The organism is Streptomyces sp. Ag109_G2-15 (assembly GCF_900215565.1).
Taxonomy (GTDB): domain Bacteria; phylum Actinomycetota; class Actinomycetes; order Streptomycetales; family Streptomycetaceae; genus Streptomyces; species Streptomyces diastatochromogenes.
The window spans coordinates 6458739-6482226 of the sequence record NZ_OCNI01000001.1 but is presented as its reverse complement, the minus strand read 5'-3'; the positions used below and the strand labels follow the sequence as shown (position 1 = coordinate 6482226).

Below are 23488 nucleotides of genomic sequence, written 5' to 3'. Positions count from 1 at the left end.
CGTGCCGACGATCAGCCAGCCGAACCCGAGGCGGCCGGCCCCGCGCCCCGCCGAGCGAGGTCGGCCGGACCCGAACTACCGCCGCAGCACGGTCCGTAGCAGCGATCAGCGGCCCGAACCCGAAGGCTCCGCAGCCCGCCAGCCACCGCAGCACGGCCCGCAGCAGCAATCAGCCGACCGAACCCGAAACGGCCGGCTCCGCACCCCGCCGAGCAGGGGCAGCCTGACCTGAACCGCCGTCGCTCTCCCGATAGTTCTCCTCCAACCGGTCCACCACAGCGCGGATGGAGTACACGTCCTCGACCACGCGCCGGCCGGCTTCCGCCAGCTCGGCGCAGAGGTCCGGGTCGGCGAGCAGGCGGCGGACCGCGTCCGCCATTGCCTCGGGACTGCCGTCGGTGACGACGGCCGCGCCCCGGCGTGCCAGTTCGTCGGCGATGCCGCAGGTGTCGGTGAGGACGACGGGGGTGCCGGCGGCCATCGCCTCGATGACGGTCATGCCGAACGGCTCGTTCACGCTGGCCAGCACATGGACGGCTGCCGTCCGGTAGGCCTCGCGCGCGTCGGCGGGATCGAGCGCCCCGCCGTAGTGGACCACGTCCGTCAGGCCGTCGGCGATGAGCCGGCGTACGGCGGGCAGCGATCCGTCGTCCGGGCCGTACAGCGTGAACCGGGCCTCGGGCAGCTCCTGGTGAACCAGCGCGGCCATCTCCACGAAGGCCTCCGGACGCTTGCGCGGATGCAGCCGGGCCAGGAACAGCACATGAGGGTCGCGCGGCCGCCGCGGGCCCGGTTCGGGCGGGCCCGGCCGGATGCCGTTGGGCAGGATCCGCAGCGGCGGGCCGTCCGGCCCGAGCACCCGCGCCACCAGCCGGCGCTCCTGCTCGGTCAGGACGAAGCAGGTGCGCGTCCGGCGCAGCAGCGGCAGGTACAGCAGGTCGAACAGCCGGACGGGGAGCGCGGTGCGCGGCTCGACCATGCCGTGGGTCTGCGCCACACACGGGACGCGGCGCAGGGCGGCGACGGCGAGCGCGGCAAGGGAGACCAGATCGCGCCCCGCGTGCACATGCACGACATCGGCGCCGCCCATGGCCCGCCACAGGTCTCGTACCAGGCGGGGATTGAGCAGGCCGATGAAGCCCTGTCCCGGCAGCAGCGTACGGGCGGGCCGGGAGCGCAGCCGGACGGAGCCGATACGGTCCGGTGCCCGGCCGCTGCCCCGCCACAGCGACATCAGCATGACGTCGTGTCCGCGTGCGACCAGCTCCTCCGCCTGGGCGAGGGCCACGCTCGGCGGACCCCCGAAGGCACCGTCGTCACTGACGAGCGTGACCACGTGGAGAAGTCTCATGCGGAGACTCCCTTCGCCGTCAGGACCGCGCCGGCCGGGAGGTCCCGGTGGGCCACGACGCCCGCGCCCACCACGCCGCCCCGGCCGACGGTGACACCGCGCAGGACGACGGCACGGGCCGCGACCCAGCTGCCCGGCTCCAGCCGGATCGGGCCGTTGTCGAACTCGAAGGTGACGGAACGGCGGCGATGGCTGCCCGTGCACAGCAGCGCGCTCTGGGAGACACAGCAGTCGCTGCCGATCGTGACGGGTTCCAGGTTGAGGATCCAGGCACCCTCGCCGATCCAGACGTCGTCACCGATCTCCAGCTTCCACGGCCAGTGCACCCGCACGCCGTGCCGGATCAGCACCCGCTCTCCGACCCGGGCGCCGAAGGCGCGCAGCAGCACCGGCCGCCAGCGGGCCGGGAACCACCACTTGACGAAGAGCAGGTGCAGGGCGGCGAACCAGGCGGCCTGAACGAGCAGGGGGCGCCCCTTGTCGTATCCGGCACCGGTGAAGCCGCGCAGGGATCGCGCGACGACGGTCTGCGCCATGAGAGTGTCCCTTCCCGAGGACTCAGGCGTCCATGGTCGTGATCCTTCCCGCCCCGGGAGCCGTGTCGCCCGTGATTGGGGCGTGTTGGCGGCAGGCCTGCCCGGATGGCGGATCAGTAGGCGCCCTGGCCGTTCAGCACCGCCCGTACGGTGCGGGCGAGCACGTTCATGTCGACAGCCAGGGACCAGTTGTCGACGTAGCGCAGGTCGAGGGCGACCGTCTCGTGCCAGGACAGGTCCGACCGTCCGCTCACCTGCCACAGCCCGGTCAGGCCCGGCTTGACGCTGAGCCGGCGCATCTCGACCGGGTTGTACTTGACGACCTCCTCGGGCACCGGGGGACGCGGGCCGACCAGGGACATGTGGCCGAGGAGGACGTTGAACAGCTGGGGCAGCTCGTCCAGGGAGTAGCGGCGCAGGAGGCGTCCCAGGGGCGTGATCCGGGGGTCGCGGCGCATCTTGAACATGTGGCCGTCGTTCTCGTTCGCCGCCTCCAGCTCGCTCTTGAGCCGGTCCGCGTCGACCACCATCGTGCGGAACTTCCACATGGGGAACGGCGTGTTGTTCCGGCCCACCCGCATCTGGCGGTAGAGGGCCGGGCCGGGTGAGCCGAGCCGGACGGCCAGGGCCAGCAGGAGCAGCAGCGGCGCGAACCCGACGATCAGCAGCAGCGCGCCCACACGGTCCACGACGGACTTCAGCAGCGTCGGCGTGCCACGGCGCAGCGGCGGCACGATGTGCAGCAGGGTGAGCCCGGCCGCCGAGGTGAGCCGGACCCGTCGGCGGGTGACGTCGACGATGCCGGGCAGCACGACGAGCGGGCACCCCCGGTCGTGCAGCGCCCAGGACAGCCGGCGCAGCCGCTCGCCCGCCATGTGCGGGCCCGGCACCACGAAGACCAGGTCGGCCGAGAGTCTGTCGGCCGCCCCGAGCACCACCTTGGAGTCCTGCTCGGGGGTTTCGGGCGCCTCGCAGGGCAGCCGCAGGTCCACGGGTACGCCGGAGAGCGGCTCGTCCTCCCCGACCGGGCAGGATCCGACGATCACGTATTCGTGGTCGGTGCGCTGGGCGAGCTGCTCGACCACCGCGTCGACCGTCGGGCCCTCACCCACCATCAGGACGTGGCGCAGTGCGCGGCCTCTGCGGCGGGCGGCCCGCAGATGACGGTGAATCACCTTCTGGCAGGCCGCCGTGAGGACGAGCGCGGGGATCAGTGCCGTGAAGGCACCGGCCGGCACGCTGCCCAGTCCGCACACCACGCGCAGCGTCGCCAGAGCGCCGACCAGCACCAGCCAGTCCCTGACGGCGGCCCGCAGGCCGCCCCCGTCGCCCCAGGCGGCGAGCGTGTAGCGCCTGCCGGCCACTCTGATCACCGGCCACAGCACGGCGGCGACGGCCGCCAGCCGCAGCGGGTGGGGCTCGCGGACCTCCACGATCGCGGCCGCGACGGGCAGCGCCGCGCCGGCCAGATCCACACAGACCGACAAGGGTCCGTACCAGCGCACCTGGGTGCCCTCCGGGTGGGCGGGTCGGCGCGGCATGGGAACCGGCACGTGTCGGGATGCCGCGATTCTGAACGGCCGCATGCCTCTCCTTCGAAGGCCCGATCTCGGACAACGGGCGCGACCGCACGGTCCGCTCAGAGGGAGGGGCCACACCTCGACGTGATCTTTATATCAACTGACAGGTACTTATGTCGGAATTGGTGGACATATCGCATTAATGATCCCTTACTGACATAGTGCCGCCATGGACAACACGCCTGCCGGCACCCGACGTGGCATCCGTACCCGCCGTACGGCCCTCGCCCTGGCCGGTGGTGCCGCCGGCCTCACAGGTGCCGCCGTCCTCACCGTCGTCCTCCTCATCGGGGAGCACCGTGCGCCGGACCGCGCCGGGCACCCCGCCCCCGGCGCCTCCCCCGGCTCGCCCGGTTCGCCTGGCGAGGCCCCCTCCCCCGGTGCCCCGGGGCTCGGCGACCCGCTCGTGCCGCTCGACGGCAACGGTGGCTACACGGTGCGCCGCTACACCCTCGACTTCGACTGGCGCGCACCCCGCACGCCCTTCGCCGCGACCACCACCGTCAGCGCCACCGCCACGCAGGCCCTGTCCCGCTTCGACCTCGACTTCGCGGGCAACACACTGCACACGGTCACCGTGGACGGCACACCGGCGAAGGCCGTACGCGACGGCGACGAACTGGTCGTCACCCCGGCGAAGCCGATCGCCCGCGGGGGCGCGTTCACCGTCCGGGTCGCCTACACCGCCGATCCGACGCAGCGTCGGCACCGCGACGACGCGATCCAGGACTACGGCTGGGTCCCCACGGCCGACGGCACCCTGCTGTCGCTCCAGCCCGACGGAGCCAGGATGGTCTTCCCGGCCGACGACCACCCCAGCGTGCGGGCGCCGTTCACCTTCCGCGTCACCACCCCGCCGGGACTGACCGCGGTGGCCAACGGCCGGCTCGTCGGGCACGTCCGGCAACCCGACGGACGGATCCGGTGGACCTACGACTCCGAGCATCCGCTCGCGGCCCAGCTGGTCCAGCTGGCCATCGGGAAGTTCTCCGTCGTGAACGGCACGGGCCCGCGCGGGCTGCCCGTCCGGGACGTGGTCCCCGACGGCCTGGTCGCCGGCACCGAGGCGTACCGCTCGCTCACCCCGGAGCATCTGGCCTGGCTCGAACAGCGGCTCGGCCCCTATCCCTTCCGCCGCTACGGCGTGCTGGTCGGGGACACCGACCTGCCGGTGGCCCTGGAGACGCAGTCGCTGTCCGTCGTGCCGAGCGCCGATCTGCTGGGGGATCAGGTCGGCGCCGAGCGCAACCTCGTGCACGAACTCGCCCACCAGTGGACCGGTGACAGCGTCGCGATCCGGCGGTGGTCCGACCTGTGGCTGAGCGAGGGACACGCCCGTTTCTACGAGCTGCTCCACTCCGACACCCACGGCGGCATCGACCTGGAGGACATGATGCGCGCCGCCTACGAGCAGCACGACCAGTGGCGGCACGACGACGGCGCACCCGCCGAGCCCACCGAGCCCACCCTGTTCCGGCAGATGCGCTACGACGGCTCGGCGCTGGTGCTCTACGCGCTGCGGGAGAAGGTGGGCGAGGGCACCTTCGACCGGATCGAACGCTCCTGGGTGACGACGTACCGCGGCCGGGCCGCCGGCACCGCGGACTTCGTCCGGCTCGCGTCCCATGTCGCCGGCGAGGATCTGACGCCCTTTCTGACGCCTTGGCTGTACGGGGCGCACACCCCGCCCATGCCGGGTCACCCCGACTGGCACGTGGAGCCGGTCGAGGACTGACCCGCCCGCCGCGGCGGGCGGGGTGCCGCCGACCGGGTGGCCTGTGCCCGAAGGCTGGTCCACGCCAGTGACGCTCGGCGCGCAGCGGCGCGCGAGGCACGGAAACGTACGAGGGGTGACGCGAAGGGCAACCCCCTTTGCCCTGAAGGGCGATCCACTGCGCCCTGGTCGCATCCGTCCTGGCCACCACGCTGAAACCCCTCGGAGGCACCTCCATGAAAAAGCGCGTCGCCCCCCGCGTCTCCAGTGCCGTACGCGGGCACCGGCGGATCATCTGTGTGACCGCTTCGGCGGCGCTTCTGGTGCCGTTGCTGATCGACCGCTCGGACGGCACACCGTCCGACCAGCTTCTGCAGGACGACTACACCGCCGCGGCGAACGAGTACCAGGTCCCCCGCAGCGTCCTCATGGGCGTGTCGTACCTGCAGTCGCGGTGGGACTCCCATCACGGCGCCCCCAGCGTCGTCGGCGGCTACGGGCCGATGCACCTGGTGGACGCGCCCAGACCCCAGCCGCCGCAGACGCCGCAGCACACGCAGGGACAGCCGCGCGCGGGGTCGGCGGGACCGCCCGCCTCGCGTACGACGAACCCCCCGGCGGACCTGCAACAGGCCGCACGCCTGACCGGGCTGCCGGCCGAGCAGCTGCGGACGGACGACGCCGCCAACGTGCGCGGCGGCGCGGCCCTCCTCGCGGCGACCCAACGACAGCTCGGCAAGCCGCTCAGCCCCAACCCGGGGACTGGTGGGAGACCGTGGCCCGCTTCCCGGGCGCCGCCGACCGTGCCTCGGCGGACACCTATGCCAATGACGTCTTCGACGTGATCCGCCGGGGTGCGCACCGCACCACCGACGCGGGGCAGCGCGTCACCCTCGACGCGAACCCCCACGTCCACCCGCACCGCCCCGCCACCAAGGGCACGCCGCGGCCGAAGGAGGTCGACTGCCCGCCGGACCTGTCCTGCTCCTGGCTCAGCGCGCCGTACGTCGAGATCGACGACGACGAGTACGGCAACCACCAGCTGGCCGACCGGCCCAAGGACCAGCGGATCGACTACATCGTCATCCACGACACCGAGGCGCCGCTGGCGTCGATGCTGCAGACGATCCAGGATCCGGAGGAGGCCTCCTGGCACTACTCCATCCGCTCCCGGGACGGCCACATCACCCAGCACGTCAGGATCAGGGACGCGGCCTGGCACTCCGGCAGCCAGTTCGTGAACGCCCGCTCGATCGGGATCGAGCACGAGGGATTCCTGCGGCAGCCCGACGCCTGGTACACGGAGACGATGTACCGGTCCTCGGCCCGGCTGGTGAAGTACCTGGCGAGGAAGTACGGGGTTCCGCTCGACCGGCAGCACATCTTCGGCCATGACAACGTGCCGGCCCCGACCGAGGACACCATTCCGGACATGCACGACGACCCGGGGCCCTTCTGGGACTGGCGGCACTACTTCGACCTGCTCGGCGCGCCGCTGAAGGCGACCGCCGGGCCGGACAGCGACGTCGTGATGATCCTGCCGGACTACTCCACCCACAAGCCGCGGTTCACTGGCTGCACCAAGAGCGGTGTGAAGTGCGCGCCGCACGGCTCCAGCGCGGTCCGTCTGCACACCGACCCGGCCGACGACGCCCCGCTGATCCAGGATCCGGGCCGGCACCCCGACGGCAAGGACTCCACGGAGGACGTCAACGACCTGGGGTCGCGGGTCTCCGCGGGCCAGACCTTCGCGGTCGCCGAACGCAGCGGCGACTGGACGGCGATCTGGTACCAGGGCCACAAGGCGTGGTTCAAGAACCCTCAGGCCCACCCGACGGCCGTCGGCGCGCGCGGCCGGACGGTGACCCCGAAGGAGGGCCTGAGGGAGATCGAGGTCTTCGGCCGCGCCCTGCCGGAGGAGGACGCCTACCCGGAGGGTGTGGACGAGCAGCCCGAGCCGTCGCCGCTCCCGTACACCCTCCGTGCGGGCCAGCGGTATGTGACGCAGTCCCGCGTCCTCGGTTCCTACCTGGAGAAACCTTCCTCCGACGACTCCCCGTCTCCGGTGGTGCAGGGCGAGGAGGCGTACTACGAGATCCAGCTCGGGCACCGGCTCGCCTATGTCCGGGCGCGTGACGTCGACGTGGTGAAGGCGGCGGCCACGGCGGGCCCGGCCGGGTACACGGCGCGCACTCCCCTGCGCTGACCCGAGGGGTGCCCGGGCCGTCGGCTACAGGCCCGCCGCCCGATGCGTGGGCCGGCCCGCCAGCACGGTCAGGACCACCGGCACGTCGGCCACCTCCGTGTCGGGCACCTCCAGCGGGTTCTCGGCCAGCACCGTCAGGTCGGCGCGGTGGCCGACGGCGAGCCGGCCGGCGAGGTGCTCCTCGCCGGCGGCCCAGGCCGCGTTGACGGTGACGCCCCGCAGCGCCTGCAGTGCGGTGAGGGCCTGTTCGGGCCCGTGCGGGGGCAGGGAGAGGTCGGCGGGGCGGCGGTGCCGGGCGCCGGCCATGACCTGGAGCGGCGGGTACGGCGCGATGGGCCAGTCGGAGCCGAGGACGACCCGGGCTCCGGCCGCCCACAGATCACCGCAGCGGAACGCGCGCGCGGCACGTTCCTCGCCGAGCCGGCGCGACCAGTTGTCGGTGTGGTCGGCCCGGGTGTACTCGCAGCAGTGGGTGGGCTGCATGGACGCGGCCACGCCGAGCCGCGCGAACCGCCGTACGGTGTCGTCGGGCACCGTCTCGATGTGCTCGACCCGGTGCCGTACCGGGGCCGGGCTCTCCGCCTGGGCCTTCTCGACGGAGTCGAGGACGTGCCGTACCGCCGCGTCGCCGATCGCGTGGGTGGCGGTGGGCACACCGGCCCGGTGCAAGGCTGCGATCACCTGGGTGTAGCGCTGCGGGTCGGGCCAGTGGGCGTGGGCCGACTCGCCGTGGCAGTCGGGGACTTCGAGCCAGGCGGTGCCGTTGTCGACGGTGCCGTCCATGAACAGCTTCACGCCGGCGACCCGCCACAGCGCGCCTCCTGTGCCCTGCGGCCGGATGAGTTCGGCTACGGCGTCGTCGTCCGCCTCCGGCCGGCACCAGGGGGCGACCCGCAACCGCAGGGGCAGCGCGCCCTCGGCCTCCAGTGCGGCGTAGACGGACAGGCTCTCGCCGTTCGCGTCCATGGCGTGGCCGCCGGTGAGGCCCGCCGCCGCCATGGCGGCGAGGACCTCCGCGGTGCGGGCCCGTATCTCGGCCTCGGTGGGCCGGGGTGCGACGGCCTCGACCAGTTCGCAGGCCGCGTCCTCCAGCAGCAGGCCGGTGGGCCGCCCGTCGGCGTCGCAGACGATCTCGGAGCCCTGGGCGAACTCCCGCGGGCCGTCGACGCCCGCCAGTTCCAGCGCCCGCGCGCTGGCCAGCAGCGAGTGTGCGTCGAACAGGTCGATGAGGGCGGGTACGCCGTCGAGGACCGGGCCGAGTGCGGCGGCGCCGACCGGCTCGCCGCCGAAGGCGTTGGGGTCCAGGCCCCAGCCGCGCAGCCAGGCTCCCGGCCGCAGGGCCTGCGCGGCCTCGGCGAGCGCGGTGCGTACGGCGTGCAGGTCCCGGCAGGCGGTCAGGTCGACGCCCATGGTGCGCTCGGCACCGGAGACCGGGTGCAGATGCCCGTCGGTGAAGCCCGCGGTGACCACCGCTCCGCGCAGGTCGACGACCGTGCTGCCGGGCCCGGCGAGGGCACGGGCCTCCCGGTCGTCGCCGAGGAAGGTGATCACTCCGTCCTCGGCGGCGAGCGCGGTGTGCGGAAGGAGCCTGCCCGTGCCGGGGTCGAGCAGCCGGGCGGAGAGTAGGACGAGATCGGCGGGCACGGGGGTCCTCCGGAGGGTTCGGTAGGCGTACTTGATGGCTGGTCAGCTTGGAATGTCGTCCAACACCCCTGAGGAGAGGCCGAGTTCACGCTCGGCGGTGGTGACGGCCATGCGGGCCACGGCCGGCGGCCGCTCGGGGGTCGCGGTGTTGGCATGTGCGCCGAGGCCGTCGAGCACGACCAGGATCTGAATGGTCGTCACCAAGGGGTCTTCGGTGTGGAACTCGCCTGCCGCCACACCCTCCCGGACCAGACCTTCGAGCCGTTCCCGCCAGGCGGCCTCCTGCTCGGAGACCCGGGCGCCCAGGACCGGCCGGTAACGGCTGAGATGGCGCGCGTTGATCCACAGCCGGCTGATGGCGTCGTACGCCTCGCCCGAGGTGCGGGCGAAGAACCGGGCCAGATACAGGGTGGGGGTGCCCTCGGGGCGCTCGGCCGGGAGGAGGGCGTCCAGCTCGCCGGTCGCGGCGCTGCCGAAGGCCTCGGCGACGAGGTCCTCGGCCGAGGGGAAGTAGTGGCTGATCAGCCCCGGGCGGACATCGAGTTCCTCGCCGATCCGGCGCAGGGTGACGCTTTCCAGTCCCTCGGCCAGGGCGACGGCGGCGGCCGCCTCGACGATTTCGGCCCGCCGGGCGGCCGGGTCCTTGCGGACCCGCTTGCGCTGAACGCTTGACGACATGACGGCAATGCTATTGAGTGTGCGACCAATAAGCAACTGGTCATGCGACCAATAAGCGACCAGGCCGATCCCACCGCCCCCGGAGGGCCTCATGGCGTCCACGCTCCCCGACCCGCATCCCGACGGAATCGCACCGGCATCCCCGGCCCCCGAGCGGGCGAACGGCATCGAGTCCCACGGCATCGACCACATCCCCGACTCCGAGCGCCGCGGCCGACCCCGCGAGCTGTTCCCGGTCTGGGCCGCCGCCAATGTGAACTACCTCAGCCTGGTCGTCGGCGGCGCGCTGGTGCTGATGGGTCTGAGCCTGTGGCAGGCGGTGGCCGTGATCGTCGTGGGCAACGTGTTCTGGCTGCTCACCGGCCTGCTCGCGGTCTCCGGCCCGGCGGCGGGCGCGCCCAGCGAGGTCGTGACCCGGGCGATGTACGGCGTCCGCGGGAACCGGGTGAACAACGCCGTGACCGGCTGGATGATCTCCGTCTGCTACTTCGCGCTGAACCTGGCCGCGGCGGCGACCGCCGCCTTCTCCCTGGTCGGACGGACCGGCCTGCCGGTGAACAACGCGGTGAAGGCGCTCGTCGTGGTCCTGATCGCCGCGGTCACCCTCGCCATCAGCGTCTACGGCCACACCGCGATCATCCGGCTCTACGTCCCGATCACCCTCGCGCTCACCGCCGTCTTCGCCGTGGTGGCCGTCGCCGTGGTGCGGCACACCGACTTCGGCTACGTCCCGGAGCGTCCGCTGACCGGCACGGCGCTGTGGGCGACCGCGCTGGCCGGCGTCGGGCTGATCGCCTCGGGCCCGCTGTCGTACACCACCAGCGCCGACTTCTCCCGCTATCTGCCCCGCAGCACGTCCGCGACGTCGGTGGCCGGCTGGACGGCGCTCGGCGGGTTCCTGCCCGGCACCCTGGTCTGCTGTCTCGGCGCGTTCGCGGCGACCGCGGTCGACATGAGCGACCCGCAGGGCGCGCTGGAGGGGCTGCTGCCCGGCTGGTTCCGCCCGCTGTTCCTGCTCGCGCTGGTCCTCGGCACCGTGGCCCTCAACGCGCTGACCGCCTACAGCGCCGGGCTCGCCCTGCAGGCCGTCGGCATCCGCATCCGGCGCTCGCTCAGCGTCCTCGTCGACGGAGCCGTCTCCGTCTCGCTGACCCTGTACGCGCTGCTCGTGTCCGACTTCCTGGACACGGTCGGGAACGTCCTGCAGCTGACCGTGGTCCTGCTCGGCCCGAGCATGGCCGTCTACGCCACCGACATCCTGCTGCGCCGCAACCGCTACGACGGCCTCGCCCTCGCCGACGAGACCCCGGGCAGCCCCTTCTGGTACACGAGCGGGGTCAACTGGTCCGGCGCGCTGGCCCTCGCGGCGGGCGTCGCCGCGTCCGCCGTGTGCGTCGACACCGCGTACACCGGGCCGGTGGCCGCCGCCCTGGGCGGCATCGATCTCGCCCTGCCGGTGGGGCTGTCGGTGGCTTCGGGCGTGTACGCGGTGTCGATGCGGGGCGTGCGCGGGGCGGGCTGAGCAGCCGGACGGCGGTGCCTCACACCTCGCCGAGGAAACCCGGATCCGCCGGGCCCATCTGCCGGGCGAAGTCCGCTGCCACGCCCAGGACTTCACGCATCGCCACGGGCCGCCGGCTCGTGGCCGCGAGGTCGTCGTGCGCCTCCTTGGACCACAGGAACGGGTAGACGGTGATGCCCTGCGCGAGGTCCGGCTCCGCGGCCTCCTCGCGCCATCCGGGCCAGCGCAGGCCGTCGTAGAACGTCTCCAGACGGCCGGACAGCAGCCACCACACCCAGGTGGAGTGGCCCATGTCCAGGGCCTCCCACTCCAGGGTGTCGGGGGCGAAGTACGTCAGCTGCCCGGGGTCGCCGGGGCGGCCCGCTCCGGCCGGGTCGTGGCCGTTGAGCGCGAACACCCCGCCGAGCACGTCGTGCCCGACGACCAGACCGGACGCGGGGTGCCAGGCGGGGTCGAACTCCTTTGGGAAGCGGTTGACCCGGCCCAGACTCGGCAGACCGCCGGCCGCAGCCGAGCCGCCGCCGTACACCCGCACCCATCCGTCGTCCAGGACGAGTCCGCCGCAGTTCAGCGCCAGCGCGCCGAGCGTGGAGCGCGCGGTGACCTGCATCTGCAGCAGGCACCGGCGGCCCTCCTCGGGATCGGCGGGCAGCACGCGGACCGGCACGGCACTGGCCGCGATCAGCTCCTGAAGCTCCGGCCAGGCCGGATCGTCCACCTGGGCCAGTTCGTCGATCTCGCGCATCCGGGGATCATGGCACGGACGCCGTGCCGTGCCCGCGGCTGCCCCCGGTCAGCCCTGCGGGCGCGGCTCGCGGCGCTTCCGGTTCGGCCGGTGCGGGCGCCGGAGGGTGTCCAACTCGCCTACGGCCGCACGGATGTGTGCCGGATCGCCGGGAGCCGCGGAACCGGCGCACCACCACGACGGGCGCCCGGACACCTTGCGCACGTGCATCCCCAGGTCGTGTTCGGAGCACAGCGGCCACGCCCGCCACAGCCGCTCCGTGACCGTCTCCTGGGCGGCCTCGGCAACGGCCTCAAGGGCGTCGGCCGCGGAGCCGGACCACAAGGGGTTCCCGTGCCACTCGCCGTTGGCGAGGGCGACGTAGACCTGCTCCGGTTCGCCCTCCTCCCAGGGCACCGCGAACAGGCGCAGGGGCCGCTGTTCCGGCAGGGTCGCCGCCAGATCCCGGTTGACCGCTGCCAGGGCCTCGTCCCAGAGGGGATGTTCGCCCTCGGCCACGGGGCGTGGTTCGGGTCGGCGGAAGGGCGAGTGGTAGCGCATTGGGGCATCCTCTCCCATGCGCCCGCCCACCCGTCAGCTCATTTCTCCAGGATGGTCCCTCCCCCATGACCGACTCCCCCTCGATGCCCACGCCCGACGTCGACCGCCTGATGGGCGAGGTCGACCGGTCGGCCGCACGGCTCGCGGCCACACTGTCCGGCCTCACCGAGGCCGAGTGCCGTGCGCCCAGCGCGCTCGCCCCGTGGACCCGGGGCCAGGTGCTCGCCCACATCGCGGGCAGCGCGGACGCCTACGTATGGCTGCTGCGGCTGGCGCGCACGGGCTCCGCGCCGGGGCCCCGGCAGGATGCGGCCGCCCTGGCCGAGACGGCCGAGCGGACCGCCGCCCTGCCCGTCGACGCGCTGGCCGACCGGACCCGGCGGGCCCTGGACCTGGTCGTGGCGGAGGCCCGGGAGATGCCGGCGGCACGGTGGGACGTCCTGGTGGCGGCACTCGCGGGCTGGCGGCACCCCGCCTGGTACACCCTCCTGCGGTGCCTGCGGGAACTGGAGCACCACCATGTCGACCTCGGCCTGGGATACGGCACCGCCGACTGGCCGGCGTCGTACGTGTCCTGGGCACTCGACGAGACCCTCACCACCTTGCAGGTCCAGGGACATCCCGTCGCCCGCGTCGAGGCGGTCGACCTGGGGCGCCACTGGGCCCCGTCTCCCGAGGGCCCCTCGATCGCCGGGCCCGGACACCTCCTGCTCGGCTGGCTCAGCGGGCGAACTCCGGCCACCGGCCTGGTGTCCGACCGTGCGACCGAGACCCTGTCCCCTCTCCCGAGGTGGCCGCAGCCGCCGACTCCCGGGTGGGGACGGACCGACGACGTCCTCGGCCTCGCCTGACCACCGTCCCGTCGAAGTACGCCTGCTGGACGCGCTCCTGACGAACCGTGAGACTGGGACACGTCCGACGGCCCGGCTCTCCAGGACGGTGACCATGGAAGTGGAAGTCCCCCGCGTCGAACTCACCCCGCAGGCCGCCGAACTGGTGCGCAGGCTGCGGGCCGAGCACGGTCCGCTGATGTTCCACCAGTCCGGCGGCTGCTGCGACGGCAGCGCGCCCATGTGCTACCCGGACGGCGAGTTCCGGACCGGCGGCTCGGACGTGCTGCTGGCGGAACTGGCGGTGGAGGGCGTCGAGGAGCCGGTGACCTTCTGGATGTCGAGGAGCCAGTACGAGGTGTGGAGCCACACCCGGCTGATCGTCGACGTGGTACCCGGAAGAGGGAGCGGATTCTCGCTGGAGGCACCCGAGGGGGTGCGTTTTCTCACCCGTTCTCGCGTAGTCGATGCCTAGCACCCCCGCGGGCCACCGCCGTCTGCTGCACTTCCCTGAGTTCTGGGACAGTTGACGAGACATCAGGGGGCGCGGTGGCGCACGATCGGCGGCAGACGGCAGCGGGCAGATCGGTTCTCACGGTTCTCACGGCGTTCGGTGTACTGGCCGGTGCGGCCCTGGCGGGGGCGGCACCGGCCGGTGCCGTACCGCTGGGCAAGATGGGCAGACGGATCGCGCCGGGGGTCACCTACCGGCAGTTCGACATCTCGGCGGCCGCGGGCGAGGCACACGCCCACCTGCTCACCGTCGACCTGAACAATCCGCACGTCCGCCTGGACCTGCTGTACCCGGGGACGGTGGCCGCCCGCGCGACCGTGTCGAAGCTCGCCGACTCGGCCGGCGCGGTCGCCGGTGTCAACGGCGACTTCTTCAACATCTCCGAGACCCAGCACCCGGGCGTGGAGGCGACGGGCGCGACGGTGGGACCGGCGATCGCGGACGGGAACGTGCTCAAGGCGGCGGTGCCGAAGGGCCAGCGGTTCGGGCCCTCCTTGCCGCCCGGGACGACCACGACGGACGTCCTCGGCGTGGGTACCGACGGGCGGGCCCGGCTGGACCGCCTCACCCTCACCGGCTCCGTCGGCACGCCGGAGGGGCAGTTCCCGCTCAAGGGCCTCAACCAGTACGCGCTGCCGCAGAACTCCGTCGGCGCCTTCACCTCACGGTGGGGCAGCGCCTCACGGGTGCGTGCCACCTGCGGCACGGACACCGACCGGGCGGCGGCGTGCAGCACGGACACCTACGAGGTGAAGGTGCGGGACGGTGAGGTGGTCTCCGCCTCCGACTCCCCGGGCAGCGGCTCGATCCCCACGGGCACCACGGTCCTGGTGGGCCGGGAGGAGGGCGCGCAGAAGCTGCGCAAGCTGTCGGTGGGCGACCGGGTGACCGTCACGCACGCCCTGGTGGCGGCCACGGCCAAGGTGCCGTACACGTTCGCGATCGGCGGCTACCCGGTGCTGCGGAACGGCAAGCCGCTGTCCGGCCTGGACGACAACGCCTCGGCCGTGCGCACCGTCGTGGGCTTCGCCGACGACGGGCACCGGATGCTGCTCCTCGCGCTGGACGGAGCCGCGGCCTATCGGACGGGCATGACCATCGCCGAAGAGGCCGAACTCATGAACGAGCTGGGCGCGTCCGACGCGTTCAACCTCGACGGCGGCGGCTCGACCGAGATGGTCACCCGGAATGCGGGCGCGAGCGGTGTGACGGTCCGCAACCACCCGAGCGGCGGCGCCGAACGCCCGGTCCCGAACGGCATCGGGGTCTTCTCGTCCTGACCTCGCGGCTCAGGGGCGCAGGCTGCCCACCAGATCGGCGGTCGCGGTGAGCCCGCTGTGGATGGTGGGCGCCATGCTGGTGCTGGCCAGGTAGAAGCCGAGCAGCATGCAGACCAGGCCGTGCGAGATCTTCAGCGCGCCGTTACGCATGAAGATCACGACAATGATCAGGAGCAGCAGCACCACAGAGATGGAAACGGCCATCGGGAACCTCCTCCGCCACGCCCCATGAGCGGCGTTCGGCCGCAAGTGTGGCGTAGCGAGGGGTTCGTCCGGGCGGCTGACATGTCCTCCGATCGTGTGGTGTTACACGGACGGGTGTGCGTCCAGGAAGGCCTGCAGGCCGGCGAGGTCGTCGGTGTTGAGGTAGTCGACGCCGCCCGCGAGGAGTTCCGTCCACAGGGCGTCCCGGGCCGCACCCGCCGTGTCCGGGGTGGCCCAGAACCGGATCTGCTGCCCGCGCGCGTGGGCGGCGTCGGTGATGCCGCGCAGCTTCTGCCGCTCGGCGTCCGGGAAGGGGCCCTCGCCCTGCCAGGTGAAGTTCAGCGTCCAGTTGTCGCTGATCAGCGGGATGAAGGAGGCGGGGGCCGCGCCGCCGAGGTCGGCGAGCCGGCCGTCGTAGAAGGCGCGGCGCTCGGTCTGGGCCTCCATCGGGATACGGGCCGCGCGGTCGCCGGAGATGACGGCGGTGACCGGGCCGGGGTGGACGCGGCCGTGCGCGTAGCGGGTGAACAGGTGCGGGTAGCGCCTGAGGTGCCGGTCGAGTTCGACGTACGTCGAGGAGCCCTCGGTCTTGATGTCGATGAGGAGTTGCACCGACTGCCGCCGGCCCCGGTACACGGAGCCGTGGTTGGCCTCGACGAGGGCGGCGAGCGGGTCGAGGTAGAGGGATTCGAGGGTGCGGGTCGGGTCCAGCTCGGAGGTGTCGTGGCCGATGAGCAACTGGTCGCCGACGAGGAAGATGTCGGCCTCGACGCTGCCGAAGCGGTGGTCGAGGGCGTCGAACAGGGGCCGCGGGTGCTCATAGTCGTTGTGGGCGTGCGCGTGCCACAGCGGGCGCGGGCCACGGTGGCCGCCGCCCGCCCAGGCCTGGCCGGCGGGCAGGGCGACCGCGCCCGCGAGGGCGGCGCCGAGGGTGGTGAGGGCTCTGCGACGGGTGGTGAGGGCCATGCGCTGCCTCCCTTGAGGGGCCGGATGGGACCGGGGAGAGTATGCGTGCGCTCTCCACTCAAAAGCCCCTGCCCTACAGGGAGTTGGCCGGACTGCTGCCCTCTGTTCACTTGGTGACGGGTGCGCACACGAAGAAGCCCGCCCCGGGTGGGGCGGGCTTCACGGGCTGTGCGTCAGGGCGCCTGGAGGTCGACCAGTTCAGCCAGGGCCTCCCGGTGGGCGCCTGCCGTGCCGTAGGCGATCGAGTCCGCCTTGGCCCGCTTCAGGTACAGGTGGATCGGGTGCTCCCAGGTCATCCCGATGCCGGCGTGGAGCTGGAGCGCCTCCTCGGCGGCGTGTACGGCGACCGGGGCGGCGTAGGCCTGGGCGACGGCCACGGTGACGTCGGTGTCCTCGCCGGAGGCCAGCGCGTCGGCGGCGGCGCGGGCGGCGGCCCGGAGGTTGACGACCTCCAGCCACAGCTGGGCGAGCCGGTGCTTGAGCGCCTGGAAGCCGCCGACCGGCCGGTTGAACTGCTTGCGCTCCTTCAGGTACCGGACGGTCTCGGTCAACGCCCAGTCGGCGACGCCGAGTTGCTCGGAGGCGAGCAGTCCGGCGGCGGCGCGCAGGGCCCGTCGCACGGCGGGCTCCGCGTCGCCGATGCGGCGGCCGGGCGCCCCGTCGAGGGTGACGGTGGCGAGCGGGCGGGTCAGGTCCAGGGAGGTCTGCGGGGTGACGGTCACCGCGTCGGCGGCCACCGCGTACAGCCCGCCGTCGTCGGCCGGGACCAGCAGGACGTCGGCGGCGGCCGCGTCCGCGATGCCGGTCAGCTCACCGTGCAGGGTGCCGTTCTCCAGACGTACGGCCTTGAGGGCCGCGCCCGGTGCCGAGTGCAGCCCGACCGCGAGGGCGCCGATGGCGCGCCCGGCGGCCAGACGGCCCAGCAGCTCCTCGTCCCCGCAGGCCAGCAGGGCCTCGGTGGCCACGACCGCGCTGGTGAGGTACGGGACGGGCGCGACCGCCCGGCCCAACTCCTCCAGAACGACGGCGACTTCACGGTGGGAGGCACCCTGGCCGCCCTGCGCCTCGGGCACCAGCAGCCCGGCGAGACCCATGCCGTCGGCGAGCAGCTTCCACAGGGCGAGGTCGTGCGGGGCGTCCGACTCGGTGCGGGCGATCACGCCGGCCGCGTCGCAGTGGTCCGTGAGCAGGTCGCGGACGGCGGCGCGCAGCGCCTCTTCCTCCTCCGAGTACAGCAGGTCGGTCATCGGGCGAGGTCCTTCCAGGCGACGTCCTTGTCGGTGCGCGGCTCGGCGGGCAGGCCCAGGACGCGCTCGGCGACGATGTTCAGCAGGACCTCGCTGGTCCCGCCCTCGATGCTGTTGCCCTTGGAGCGGAGGTAGCGGTAGCCGGCGTCGCGGCCGACGAAGTCCACCAGCTCGGGCCGCCGCATGGTCCAGTCGTCGTACAACAGCCCTTCCTGGCCGCGGAGTTCGACCTCCAGGCCGCTGATCTCCTGGTTGAGGCGGGCGAAGGCGAGCTTCATGCCGGCGCCCTCGGGGCCGGGCTGCCCGGCGACGAGCTGCTGGCGCAGGCGCTCGGCGGTGAACCGGGCGACCTCGGACTCGACCCAGAGCTTCAGCAGCCGCTGGTGGAGGTCGTGGGTGCGCAGTTCGGGGCGTTCCCGCCAGGTCTTCGAGACCGGGCCGATCATGCCGCCCTCGCGGGGCAGTCGCATGCCGCCGATGGCGACGCGCTCGTTGTTGAGCGTGGTCTGGGCGACCCGCCAGCCGTCGCCGACCTCGCCGAGGCGGCGGGAGTCGGGGATGCGGACGTCGGTGAGGAAGACCTCGTTGAACTCGGCCTCACCGGTGATCTGCCGCAGCGGACGGACGTCGACGCCGGGGTCGGTCATGTCGCAGAGGAAGTAGGTGATGCCCGCGTGCTTGGGCACGTCCGGGTCGGTGCGGGCGATGAGGATGGCCCAGCGGGAGTTGTGCGCGCCGGACGTCCACACCTTCTGCCCATTGACCACCCACTCGTCGCCCTCCCGCACGGCCCGGGTGCCGAGCGCGGCGAGGTCGGAGCCGGCGCCGGGCTCGCTGAACAGCTGGCACCACACCTCCTCGCCGATCCACAGCGGTCGCAGATAGCGCTGCTTCTGCTCCTCGGTGCCGTACTTGAGGATCGTCGGGGCGGCCATGCCGAGCCCGATGCCGTTGCGGCGCGAGTCGTTGTCGGGAGCGCCGGCCGCCTCCAGCTCGGCGTCCACGACGACCTGCAGGGAGCGCGGGACATCGAGTCCGCCGAGGCCCGTCGGGTAGTGCACCCAGGCCAGCCCCGCGTCGAAGCGGGCCTTGAGGAAGTCGAGGCGGTCGGTGGCGGCGGGCGGATGCGCGGCCAGCAACTCCCGTGTGCGGCGGCGCAGTTCTTCGGCGTCGATCATGCGGCGGCTCCCTTGTCCATGACCACGGCCACCCGGCCGGTGGTCACCCCGTCGGCGACCCGCTGCACGGCCGCGGCGGCGTCGGCGAGCGGTACCCGCTCGCTCACCAGCGGCTTGATCGCACCCCGTGCCGCCAGCTCGGTGAGCTGCTCGTGGCAGTGCAGGACCAGCTTCGGGTTCTTGGTGTTGTACAGGCCCCAGTGGAGGCCGAGGATCGAGTAGTTCTTCACCAGGGCGTGGTTGAGCGCGGGGCTCGGGATGGTGCCGCTGGCGAAGCCGACGACGACGATCCGGCCCTCGAAGGCGACGAGCTTGGCGGACTGGGCGTAGGCCGTGCCGCCGACGGGGTCGTAGATCACGTCGGCGCCCCGGCCGCCGGTGGCCTCCTTCACGGCGGCGACGACGTCCTCGGTGCGGCGGTCGACGACCACGTCACAGCCCAGCTCCCGGGCGACGGCGGCCTTGTCGGCGCCGCCGACCACGCCGATCACGGTGGCCCCGGCCGCCTTGCCGAGCTGCACGGCCGCGCTGCCGACGCCTCCTGCGGCGGCGTGCACGAGCAGGGTCTCCCCCGCCTCCAGGTGGGCGCGGCGGTGCAGGCCGAACCAGCCCGTCTGGTAGCCGATGTGCAGCGCGGCGGCCTCGGCGTCGTCCAGGGACTCGGGCGCGGGCAGCAGGGCGCGGGCGTCGGCTAGCGCGTACTCGGCGAAGCCGCCGTACGGCAGCACGGGGTTGGCGATCACCCGGCGGCCGTCCTCGGTCTCGGCGCAGATCTCCACCCCGGGAGTGAAGGGCAGCGGCGGCCGTACCTGGTACTGGCCCCGGCACAGCAGGGCGTCCGGGAAGTTGATGTTGGCGGCACGCACCCGCAGCAGCACCTGTCCCTCGCCGGGCGTGGGCCGCTCCACCTCCGCCAGGCGCATCACCTCGCTCGGCTCGCCGTTCTCGTGCACTTGCCATGCCTGCATGCGGGGCCTCCACGGGACTGCTTCGTCTGACCGGGTCCGATCGCATACTAAGCGGTCGCTTGCCATTCGCGAAACAGTCGGACGCGTCACTTGCGCGCGTCACTTCGGACACGTCACCTACGAGCCGGCCGTGCCCGTACGTGCATCCGCTCCCCCTGCGGCCCGAACAGGCTCAGGAACTCCACCGACCCCTCTCCGGTCGACCCGAACCAGTGCGGCACCCGGGTGTCGAACTCCGCCGCCTCCCCCGCCGACAGCACCACGTCGTGTTCGCCGAGCACCAGCCGGAGCCTGCCCGAGAGCACGTACAGCCACTCGTAGCCCTCGTGGGTGCGCGGCTCCGGCTCCTGGCTGCGCTGGGGTTCGCGGACCTTGAAGGCCTGGAGGCCGCCGGGCTGGCGGGTCAGCGGCCAGAAGGTACGGCCGTGCCGTTCGAGGGGCTTCGCCCGCACCCGGGGGTCGCCGACCGGCGGGGCGCCGACCAGCTCGTCCAGCGGTACCTGGTGGGCCTGCGCGATGGGCAGCAGCAGCTCCAGGCTGGGCTTGCGCAGGCCGGACTCCAGCCGGGACAGGGTGCTGACGGAGATGCCGGTCGCCTCGGACAGCGCCGCAAGGGTCACCTCCCGCTCCTTGCGGATCCGCCGGAGCCTTAGGCCCACGCCCGCCAGCACGCCGTCGGTGGTCTCGGTGCTCTCGGTACTCATGCCCGTATTGCAGATTCGGCAAAGACGTTTGTCAACACGGCAGGGTGTGGGCGACCGTCGGGCGCGGAGGTGGTCACCATGACCGAGAACTGTGAAGTGGTGGTGGTCGGAGGCGGCGCGGCCGGTCTGTCCGCCGCGCTGGTGCTGGGCCGGGCCCGGCGGCGCACCCTGGTGGTCGACGCGGGCGAGCCGCGCAACGCGCCGTCCGCGCACCTGCAGGGCTATCTGACCCGGGACGGCATGTCGCCCGCCGACTTCCTGGCCGTCGGGCGCGAGGAGATCGCCCGGTACGGCGTGGAACTGGTCCGGGACCGGGTCGTGGACGCGACCAGGGGCGAGGACTTCACCGTGGTGCTCGCGAGCGGCCGGACCGTACGAGCGCGGCAGCTGGTCGTCGCCACCGGCCTGAAGGACGAGCTGCCGCCGGTCCCGGGGATCGCCGAGCGGTTCGGCCGGGACGTGGTCCACTGCCCGTACTGCCACGGCTGGGAGGTCCGCGACCGGGCGACCGGCGTGCTCGCGAGCGGCCCGATGAGCGTGCACCAGGCGCTGATGGTGACCCAGTGGTCGAAGGATGTGCGGTTCTTCCTGCACGAGGTGCGGGAGACGGAGCTGACGGACGAGGACCGGCGCAGGCTGGCCGCCGCCGGGGTGACCGTCGTACCCGGTGAGGTCGCGGAGGTGCTCGCCGAGGCGGACCGGCTCACCGGCGTCCGGCTCGCGGACGGCACGGTCCACGAGCGCGAGGTGCTGTACGTCGCACCACGTGCCGTTCCGCAGAACGACCTGCTGGTACGGCTGGGTGCGGAGCTGCGCGAGACGCCGTTCGGCAGTTTCCCGGTGATCGACGAGCGGGGCCTGACGACCGTGCCGGGTCTGTGGGCGGCGGACAACGTGAGCGGCTTCGCCGAGCAGGTGGTGAACGCGGCCAGCCGGGGGTACCGGGCCGGGGCGGCGATCAACGGCGAGCTGCTCTTCGCCGACCTCCACGCGGCCGTACGGGTGTAGAGCCCGCACCTGCGGTGCAACCATGACTGCATGCTGCTGGCCCGGCTCGCCGAGGTGTCCCGGGAGGTCGCCGCGACGGCGGCCAGGTCCCGTAAGACCGCGCTGCTCGCGGAGCTGTTCCGGGACGCGGAGGCGGACGACGTGCCGATCGTCATCCCCTACCTGGCCGGACGGCTCCCTCAGGGGCGGCTCGGCGTCGGCTGGAAGGTGCTCGGCCGTCCGGTCCCGCCGGCCGCCGAGCCCTCCCTGACCGTGCGGGAGGTCGACGCCCGGCTCGGCGAGCTGGGCAAGGTGTCCGGGGCCGGTTCCCAGGCGGAGCGGGCCCGGATCCTCGGCGAGCTGATGGGCGCGGCCACCGGGGCGGAGCAGCGCTTCCTGCGCGGCCTGCTCACCGGCGAGGTCCGGCAGGGCGCGCTGGACGCGGTCGCCGTGGAGGGCCTGGCCCGGGCGACCGGCGCGGATCCGGCGGACGTACGGCGGGCGGTGATGCTCGCCGGGTCGCTGCAGACAGTGGCGCAGGCCCTGCTCGCGGAGGGGCCCGGGGCGCTGGACCGGTTCCGGCTCACGGTCGGCCGCCCGGTGCTGCCCATGCTGGCGCAGAGCGCCTCCTCGGTGGCCGAGGCGGTCGAGAAGCTGGGCGCGTGCGCGGTGGAGGAGAAGCTGGACGGCATCCGGGTCCAGGTCCACCGGGAGGGCAGCGCGGTACGGATCCACACCCGCACGTTGGACGACATCACCGACCGGTTGCCCGAAGTGACCCGGGCGGCCCTGGGGTTGTCGAGCGACCGGTTCATCCTCGACGGGGAGGTGATCTCCTTCGGCGCGGACGGCCGGCCCCGCTCCTTCCAGGAGATCGCCGGCCGGGTGGGCTCCCGGACCGACGTGGCGAAGGCCGCCGGGGAGGTGCCGGTCTCGCCGGTCTTCTTCGACGTGCTGCTGGTCGGCGGCCTGGACGTGCTCGACCTCCCGTTCGCCGAACGGCACGCGCTGCTGGCCGATCTGGTGCCCGGGCCGATGCGGGTCCGCCGGGCCATCGCCTCGGGGCCGCAGCACATCCCCGAGGCGGAACGGTTCCTCGCCGACACCCTGGCCCGTGGCCACGAGGGCGTGGTGGTCAAGGCGCTGGACGCCCCCTACAGCGCGGGCCGGCGCGGTGCGTCCTGGCTGAAGGTCAAACCCGTGCACACGCTCGACCTGGTCGTGCTGGCCGCCGAATGGGGCCACGGCCGCCGCACCGGCAAGCTCTCCAACCTCCACCTCGGCGCCCGCAACCCGGACGGCACCTTCGCGATGCTCGGCAAGACCTTCAAGGGCATGACCGACGCGGTGCTCGCCTGGCAGACCGAGCGGCTGCGGGAGCTGGCCGTCGAGGACGACGGCTGGGTGGTCACCGTACGCCCGGAACTCGTCGTGGAGATCGCCTACGACGGCCTGCAGCGCTCCTCCCGCTACCCGGCCGGCGTCACCCTGCGCTTCGCCCGCGTGGTCCGCTACCGCGAGGACAAGAGGGCCGAGGAGGCCGATACGGTGGAGGCCCTGCTGGCGGCCCACCCGGAGGTCAAGCCGTGACGGTGCGGACGACGAAGCGCAGCGCGGGACTGCTGTTGTTCCGGCACAGCGACGAGGGGCTGGAGGTGTTGCTCGGCCATATGGGCGGTCCCTTCTTCGCGAAGAAGGAGGCGGGAGCATGGACCGTGCCCAAGGGCGAGTACGAGCCCGACGAGCCCGCCTGGGAGGCGGCCCGGCGCGAGTTCCGGGAGGAACTGGGGATGGCCCCGCCCGACGGGGAGGCCGTACCGCTGGGCGAGGTCGCGCAGGCCAACGGCAAGATCGTGACCGTATGGGCGATCGAGGCGGACCTGGACCCGGAGGCGATCGAGCCCGGCACCTTCACCATGGAGTGGCCGCCGAGGTCCGGGCGGACGCAGGAGTTCCCGGAGCTGGACCGGGTGGCGTGGTTCGGTCTGGACCGGGCCCGTGAGCTGATCGTCACGGCTCAGGCCGCGTTTCTCGACCGGCTGGCGCAGCACTCGGGCTGAAGGGGGTGCTACGCGTTGCGGTCGGCAGCGCCGC

General features: G+C 73.0%; 21 protein-coding genes and 1 pseudogene. 9 read left to right on the top strand and 13 right to left on the bottom strand.

Annotation, left to right across the window (positions count from 1 at the left end; translation table 11 throughout):
- Positions 1 to 169 precede the first annotated feature (169 nt).
- The 3 genes from CRP49_RS29275 to CRP49_RS29265 all read right to left on the bottom strand — a co-directional run bounded on the left by CRP49_RS29275 (position 170) and on the right by CRP49_RS29265 (position 3428).
- Positions 170 to 1351, bottom strand: a complete 1182-nt coding sequence (locus tag CRP49_RS29275; protein ID WP_097256046.1) for a glycosyltransferase family 4 protein — start codon at positions 1349 to 1351, stop codon at positions 170 to 172.
- Entirely contained in the window at positions 1348 to 1887 is a 540-nt protein-coding gene (locus CRP49_RS29270; protein WP_097256045.1) for a putative colanic acid biosynthesis acetyltransferase, read from the bottom strand. Before CRP49_RS29270 ends, CRP49_RS29275 begins: the two co-directional genes overlap by 4 nt.
- A 113-nt stretch (positions 1888 to 2000) precedes the next feature.
- Positions 2001 to 3428, bottom strand: coding sequence for a sugar transferase (locus CRP49_RS29265; RefSeq protein WP_257033514.1), 1428 nt, complete (start codon positions 3426 to 3428; stop codon positions 2001 to 2003).
- Between the two features lie 208 nt (positions 3429 to 3636).
- On the opposite strand from CRP49_RS29265, the gene CRP49_RS29260 reads away from it, so the two are divergent.
- Positions 3637 to 5202 carry a M1 family metallopeptidase gene (locus CRP49_RS29260; protein ID WP_257033513.1) on the top strand — a complete coding sequence of 522 codons (1566 nt, stop codon included), beginning with the start codon at positions 3637 to 3639 and terminating at the stop codon, positions 5200 to 5202.
- Positions 5203 to 5417: 215 nt separating this feature from the next.
- Positions 5418 to 7387 (top strand): annotated as a pseudogene (locus tag CRP49_RS29255) (N-acetylmuramoyl-L-alanine amidase).
- 24 nt (positions 7388 to 7411) lie between these two features.
- On the opposite strand, the gene CRP49_RS29250 reads toward CRP49_RS29255, so the two are convergent.
- The gene (locus CRP49_RS29250; protein WP_097256044.1) at positions 7412 to 9031 is read right to left on the bottom strand and encodes an amidohydrolase; all 1620 of its coding nucleotides are present in this window, start codon (positions 9029 to 9031) and stop codon (positions 7412 to 7414) included.
- Between the two features lie 42 nt (positions 9032 to 9073).
- A complete protein-coding gene (locus tag CRP49_RS29245) occupies positions 9074 to 9709 on the bottom strand; it encodes a TetR/AcrR family transcriptional regulator (RefSeq protein WP_097256043.1) in 636 nt (211 codons plus the stop codon).
- Between the two features lie 91 nt (positions 9710 to 9800).
- Between CRP49_RS29245 and CRP49_RS29240 the strand changes: the two genes are divergently transcribed.
- Complete coding sequence (locus CRP49_RS29240; protein ID WP_097256042.1) at positions 9801 to 11231, top strand: cytosine permease; 1431 nt, start codon at positions 9801 to 9803, stop codon at positions 11229 to 11231.
- Between the two features lie 19 nt (positions 11232 to 11250).
- Here CRP49_RS29240 and CRP49_RS29235 read toward each other — a convergent pair whose 3' ends face one another.
- Positions 11251 to 11976: a DUF2625 domain-containing protein gene (locus CRP49_RS29235; protein ID WP_097256041.1), complete on the bottom strand. Its 726-nt coding sequence runs from the start codon at positions 11974 to 11976 to the stop codon at positions 11251 to 11253.
- A gap of 48 nt (positions 11977 to 12024) precedes the next feature.
- The gene (locus CRP49_RS29230; protein WP_097256040.1) at positions 12025 to 12516 is read right to left on the bottom strand and encodes a hypothetical protein; all 492 of its coding nucleotides are present in this window, start codon (positions 12514 to 12516) and stop codon (positions 12025 to 12027) included.
- A gap of 65 nt (positions 12517 to 12581) precedes the next feature.
- On the opposite strand from CRP49_RS29230, the gene CRP49_RS29225 reads away from it, so the two are divergent.
- The 3 genes from CRP49_RS29225 to CRP49_RS29215 all read left to right on the top strand — a co-directional run bounded on the left by CRP49_RS29225 (position 12582) and on the right by CRP49_RS29215 (position 15140).
- Positions 12582 to 13367, top strand: coding sequence for a maleylpyruvate isomerase family mycothiol-dependent enzyme (locus tag CRP49_RS29225; RefSeq protein ID WP_097256039.1), 786 nt, complete (start codon positions 12582 to 12584; stop codon positions 13365 to 13367).
- Between the two features lie 94 nt (positions 13368 to 13461).
- On the top strand, positions 13462 to 13821 hold the full coding sequence (locus tag CRP49_RS29220; RefSeq protein WP_094221470.1) for a DUF779 domain-containing protein: 360 nt from the start codon (positions 13462 to 13464) through the stop codon (positions 13819 to 13821).
- Between the two features lie 200 nt (positions 13822 to 14021).
- On the top strand, positions 14022 to 15140 hold the full coding sequence (locus CRP49_RS29215; protein WP_097257591.1) for a phosphodiester glycosidase family protein: 1119 nt from the start codon (positions 14022 to 14024) through the stop codon (positions 15138 to 15140).
- A gap of 9 nt (positions 15141 to 15149) precedes the next feature.
- Here CRP49_RS29215 and CRP49_RS29210 read toward each other — a convergent pair whose 3' ends face one another.
- The 6 genes from CRP49_RS29210 to CRP49_RS29185 form a co-directional block, all read right to left on the bottom strand.
- Entirely contained in the window at positions 15150 to 15344 is a 195-nt protein-coding gene (locus tag CRP49_RS29210; protein ID WP_097256038.1) for a hypothetical protein, read from the bottom strand.
- Positions 15345 to 15446: 102 nt separating this feature from the next.
- Positions 15447 to 16310 (bottom strand): phosphatidylinositol-specific phospholipase C/glycerophosphodiester phosphodiesterase family protein, encoded by an 864-nt coding sequence (locus tag CRP49_RS29205; protein ID WP_097256037.1) that lies wholly within the window; start codon positions 16308 to 16310, stop codon positions 15447 to 15449.
- Between the two features lie 173 nt (positions 16311 to 16483).
- Positions 16484 to 17557 carry an acyl-CoA dehydrogenase family protein gene (locus CRP49_RS29200; protein WP_097256036.1) on the bottom strand — a complete coding sequence of 358 codons (1074 nt, stop codon included), beginning with the start codon at positions 17555 to 17557 and terminating at the stop codon, positions 16484 to 16486.
- Positions 17554 to 18735, bottom strand: coding sequence for an acyl-CoA dehydrogenase family protein (locus CRP49_RS29195; RefSeq protein WP_097256035.1), 1182 nt, complete (start codon positions 18733 to 18735; stop codon positions 17554 to 17556). Before CRP49_RS29195 ends, CRP49_RS29200 begins: the two co-directional genes overlap by 4 nt.
- Positions 18732 to 19703, bottom strand: coding sequence for an NADPH:quinone oxidoreductase family protein (locus CRP49_RS29190; RefSeq protein ID WP_097256034.1), 972 nt, complete (start codon positions 19701 to 19703; stop codon positions 18732 to 18734). The genes CRP49_RS29195 and CRP49_RS29190 overlap by 4 nt, the downstream gene beginning before the upstream one ends.
- A gap of 113 nt (positions 19704 to 19816) precedes the next feature.
- Positions 19817 to 20407 carry a helix-turn-helix domain-containing protein gene (locus CRP49_RS29185; protein ID WP_097256033.1) on the bottom strand — a complete coding sequence of 197 codons (591 nt, stop codon included), beginning with the start codon at positions 20405 to 20407 and terminating at the stop codon, positions 19817 to 19819.
- 78 nt (positions 20408 to 20485) lie between these two features.
- Between CRP49_RS29185 and CRP49_RS29180 the strand changes: the two genes are divergently transcribed.
- The 3 genes from CRP49_RS29180 to CRP49_RS29170 are packed head-to-tail and all read left to right on the top strand — an operon-like array spanning position 20486 to position 23454.
- Positions 20486 to 21415: an NAD(P)/FAD-dependent oxidoreductase gene (locus CRP49_RS29180; RefSeq protein ID WP_097256032.1), complete on the top strand. Its 930-nt coding sequence runs from the start codon at positions 20486 to 20488 to the stop codon at positions 21413 to 21415.
- 30 nt (positions 21416 to 21445) lie between these two features.
- Positions 21446 to 22984, top strand: coding sequence for an ATP-dependent DNA ligase (locus CRP49_RS29175; RefSeq protein ID WP_097256031.1), 1539 nt, complete (start codon positions 21446 to 21448; stop codon positions 22982 to 22984).
- Positions 22981 to 23454: an NUDIX domain-containing protein gene (locus CRP49_RS29170; protein ID WP_097256030.1), complete on the top strand. Its 474-nt coding sequence runs from the start codon at positions 22981 to 22983 to the stop codon at positions 23452 to 23454. Before CRP49_RS29175 ends, CRP49_RS29170 begins: the two co-directional genes overlap by 4 nt.
- Positions 23455 to 23488 lie beyond the last annotated feature (34 nt).

Excerpts from the sequence above, each read along its gene's own strand:
- CRP49_RS29275 (WP_097256046.1), bottom strand. The coding sequence starts at position 1,351 with ATGAGACTTCTCCACGTGGTCACGCTCGTCAGTGACGACGGTGCCTTC.
- CRP49_RS29270 (WP_097256045.1), bottom strand. The coding sequence starts at position 1,887 with ATGGCGCAGACCGTCGTCGCGCGATCCCTGCGCGGCTTCACCGGTGCC.
- CRP49_RS29265 (WP_257033514.1), bottom strand. The coding sequence starts at position 3,428 with ATGCCGCGCCGACCCGCCCACCCGGAGGGCACCCAGGTGCGCTGGTAC.
- CRP49_RS29260 (WP_257033513.1), top strand. The coding sequence starts at position 3,637 with ATGGACAACACGCCTGCCGGCACCCGACGTGGCATCCGTACCCGCCGT.
- CRP49_RS29245 (WP_097256043.1), bottom strand. The coding sequence starts at position 9,709 with ATGTCGTCAAGCGTTCAGCGCAAGCGGGTCCGCAAGGACCCGGCCGCC.
- CRP49_RS29240 (WP_097256042.1), top strand. The coding sequence starts at position 9,801 with ATGGCGTCCACGCTCCCCGACCCGCATCCCGACGGAATCGCACCGGCA.
- CRP49_RS29235 (WP_097256041.1), bottom strand. The coding sequence starts at position 11,976 with ATGCGCGAGATCGACGAACTGGCCCAGGTGGACGATCCGGCCTGGCCG.
- CRP49_RS29230 (WP_097256040.1), bottom strand. The coding sequence starts at position 12,516 with ATGCGCTACCACTCGCCCTTCCGCCGACCCGAACCACGCCCCGTGGCC.
- CRP49_RS29225 (WP_097256039.1), top strand. The coding sequence starts at position 12,582 with ATGACCGACTCCCCCTCGATGCCCACGCCCGACGTCGACCGCCTGATG.
- CRP49_RS29220 (WP_094221470.1), top strand. The coding sequence starts at position 13,462 with ATGGAAGTGGAAGTCCCCCGCGTCGAACTCACCCCGCAGGCCGCCGAA.
- CRP49_RS29215 (WP_097257591.1), top strand. The coding sequence starts at position 14,022 with ATGGGCAGACGGATCGCGCCGGGGGTCACCTACCGGCAGTTCGACATC.
- CRP49_RS29210 (WP_097256038.1), bottom strand. The coding sequence starts at position 15,344 with ATGGCCGTTTCCATCTCTGTGGTGCTGCTGCTCCTGATCATTGTCGTG.
- CRP49_RS29205 (WP_097256037.1), bottom strand. The coding sequence starts at position 16,310 with ATGGCCCTCACCACCCGTCGCAGAGCCCTCACCACCCTCGGCGCCGCC.
- CRP49_RS29200 (WP_097256036.1), bottom strand. The coding sequence starts at position 17,557 with ATGACCGACCTGCTGTACTCGGAGGAGGAAGAGGCGCTGCGCGCCGCC.
- CRP49_RS29195 (WP_097256035.1), bottom strand. The coding sequence starts at position 18,735 with ATGATCGACGCCGAAGAACTGCGCCGCCGCACACGGGAGTTGCTGGCC.
- CRP49_RS29190 (WP_097256034.1), bottom strand. The coding sequence starts at position 19,703 with ATGCAGGCATGGCAAGTGCACGAGAACGGCGAGCCGAGCGAGGTGATG.
- CRP49_RS29185 (WP_097256033.1), bottom strand. The coding sequence starts at position 20,407 with ATGAGTACCGAGAGCACCGAGACCACCGACGGCGTGCTGGCGGGCGTG.
- CRP49_RS29180 (WP_097256032.1), top strand. The coding sequence starts at position 20,486 with ATGACCGAGAACTGTGAAGTGGTGGTGGTCGGAGGCGGCGCGGCCGGT.
- CRP49_RS29175 (WP_097256031.1), top strand. The coding sequence starts at position 21,446 with ATGCTGCTGGCCCGGCTCGCCGAGGTGTCCCGGGAGGTCGCCGCGACG.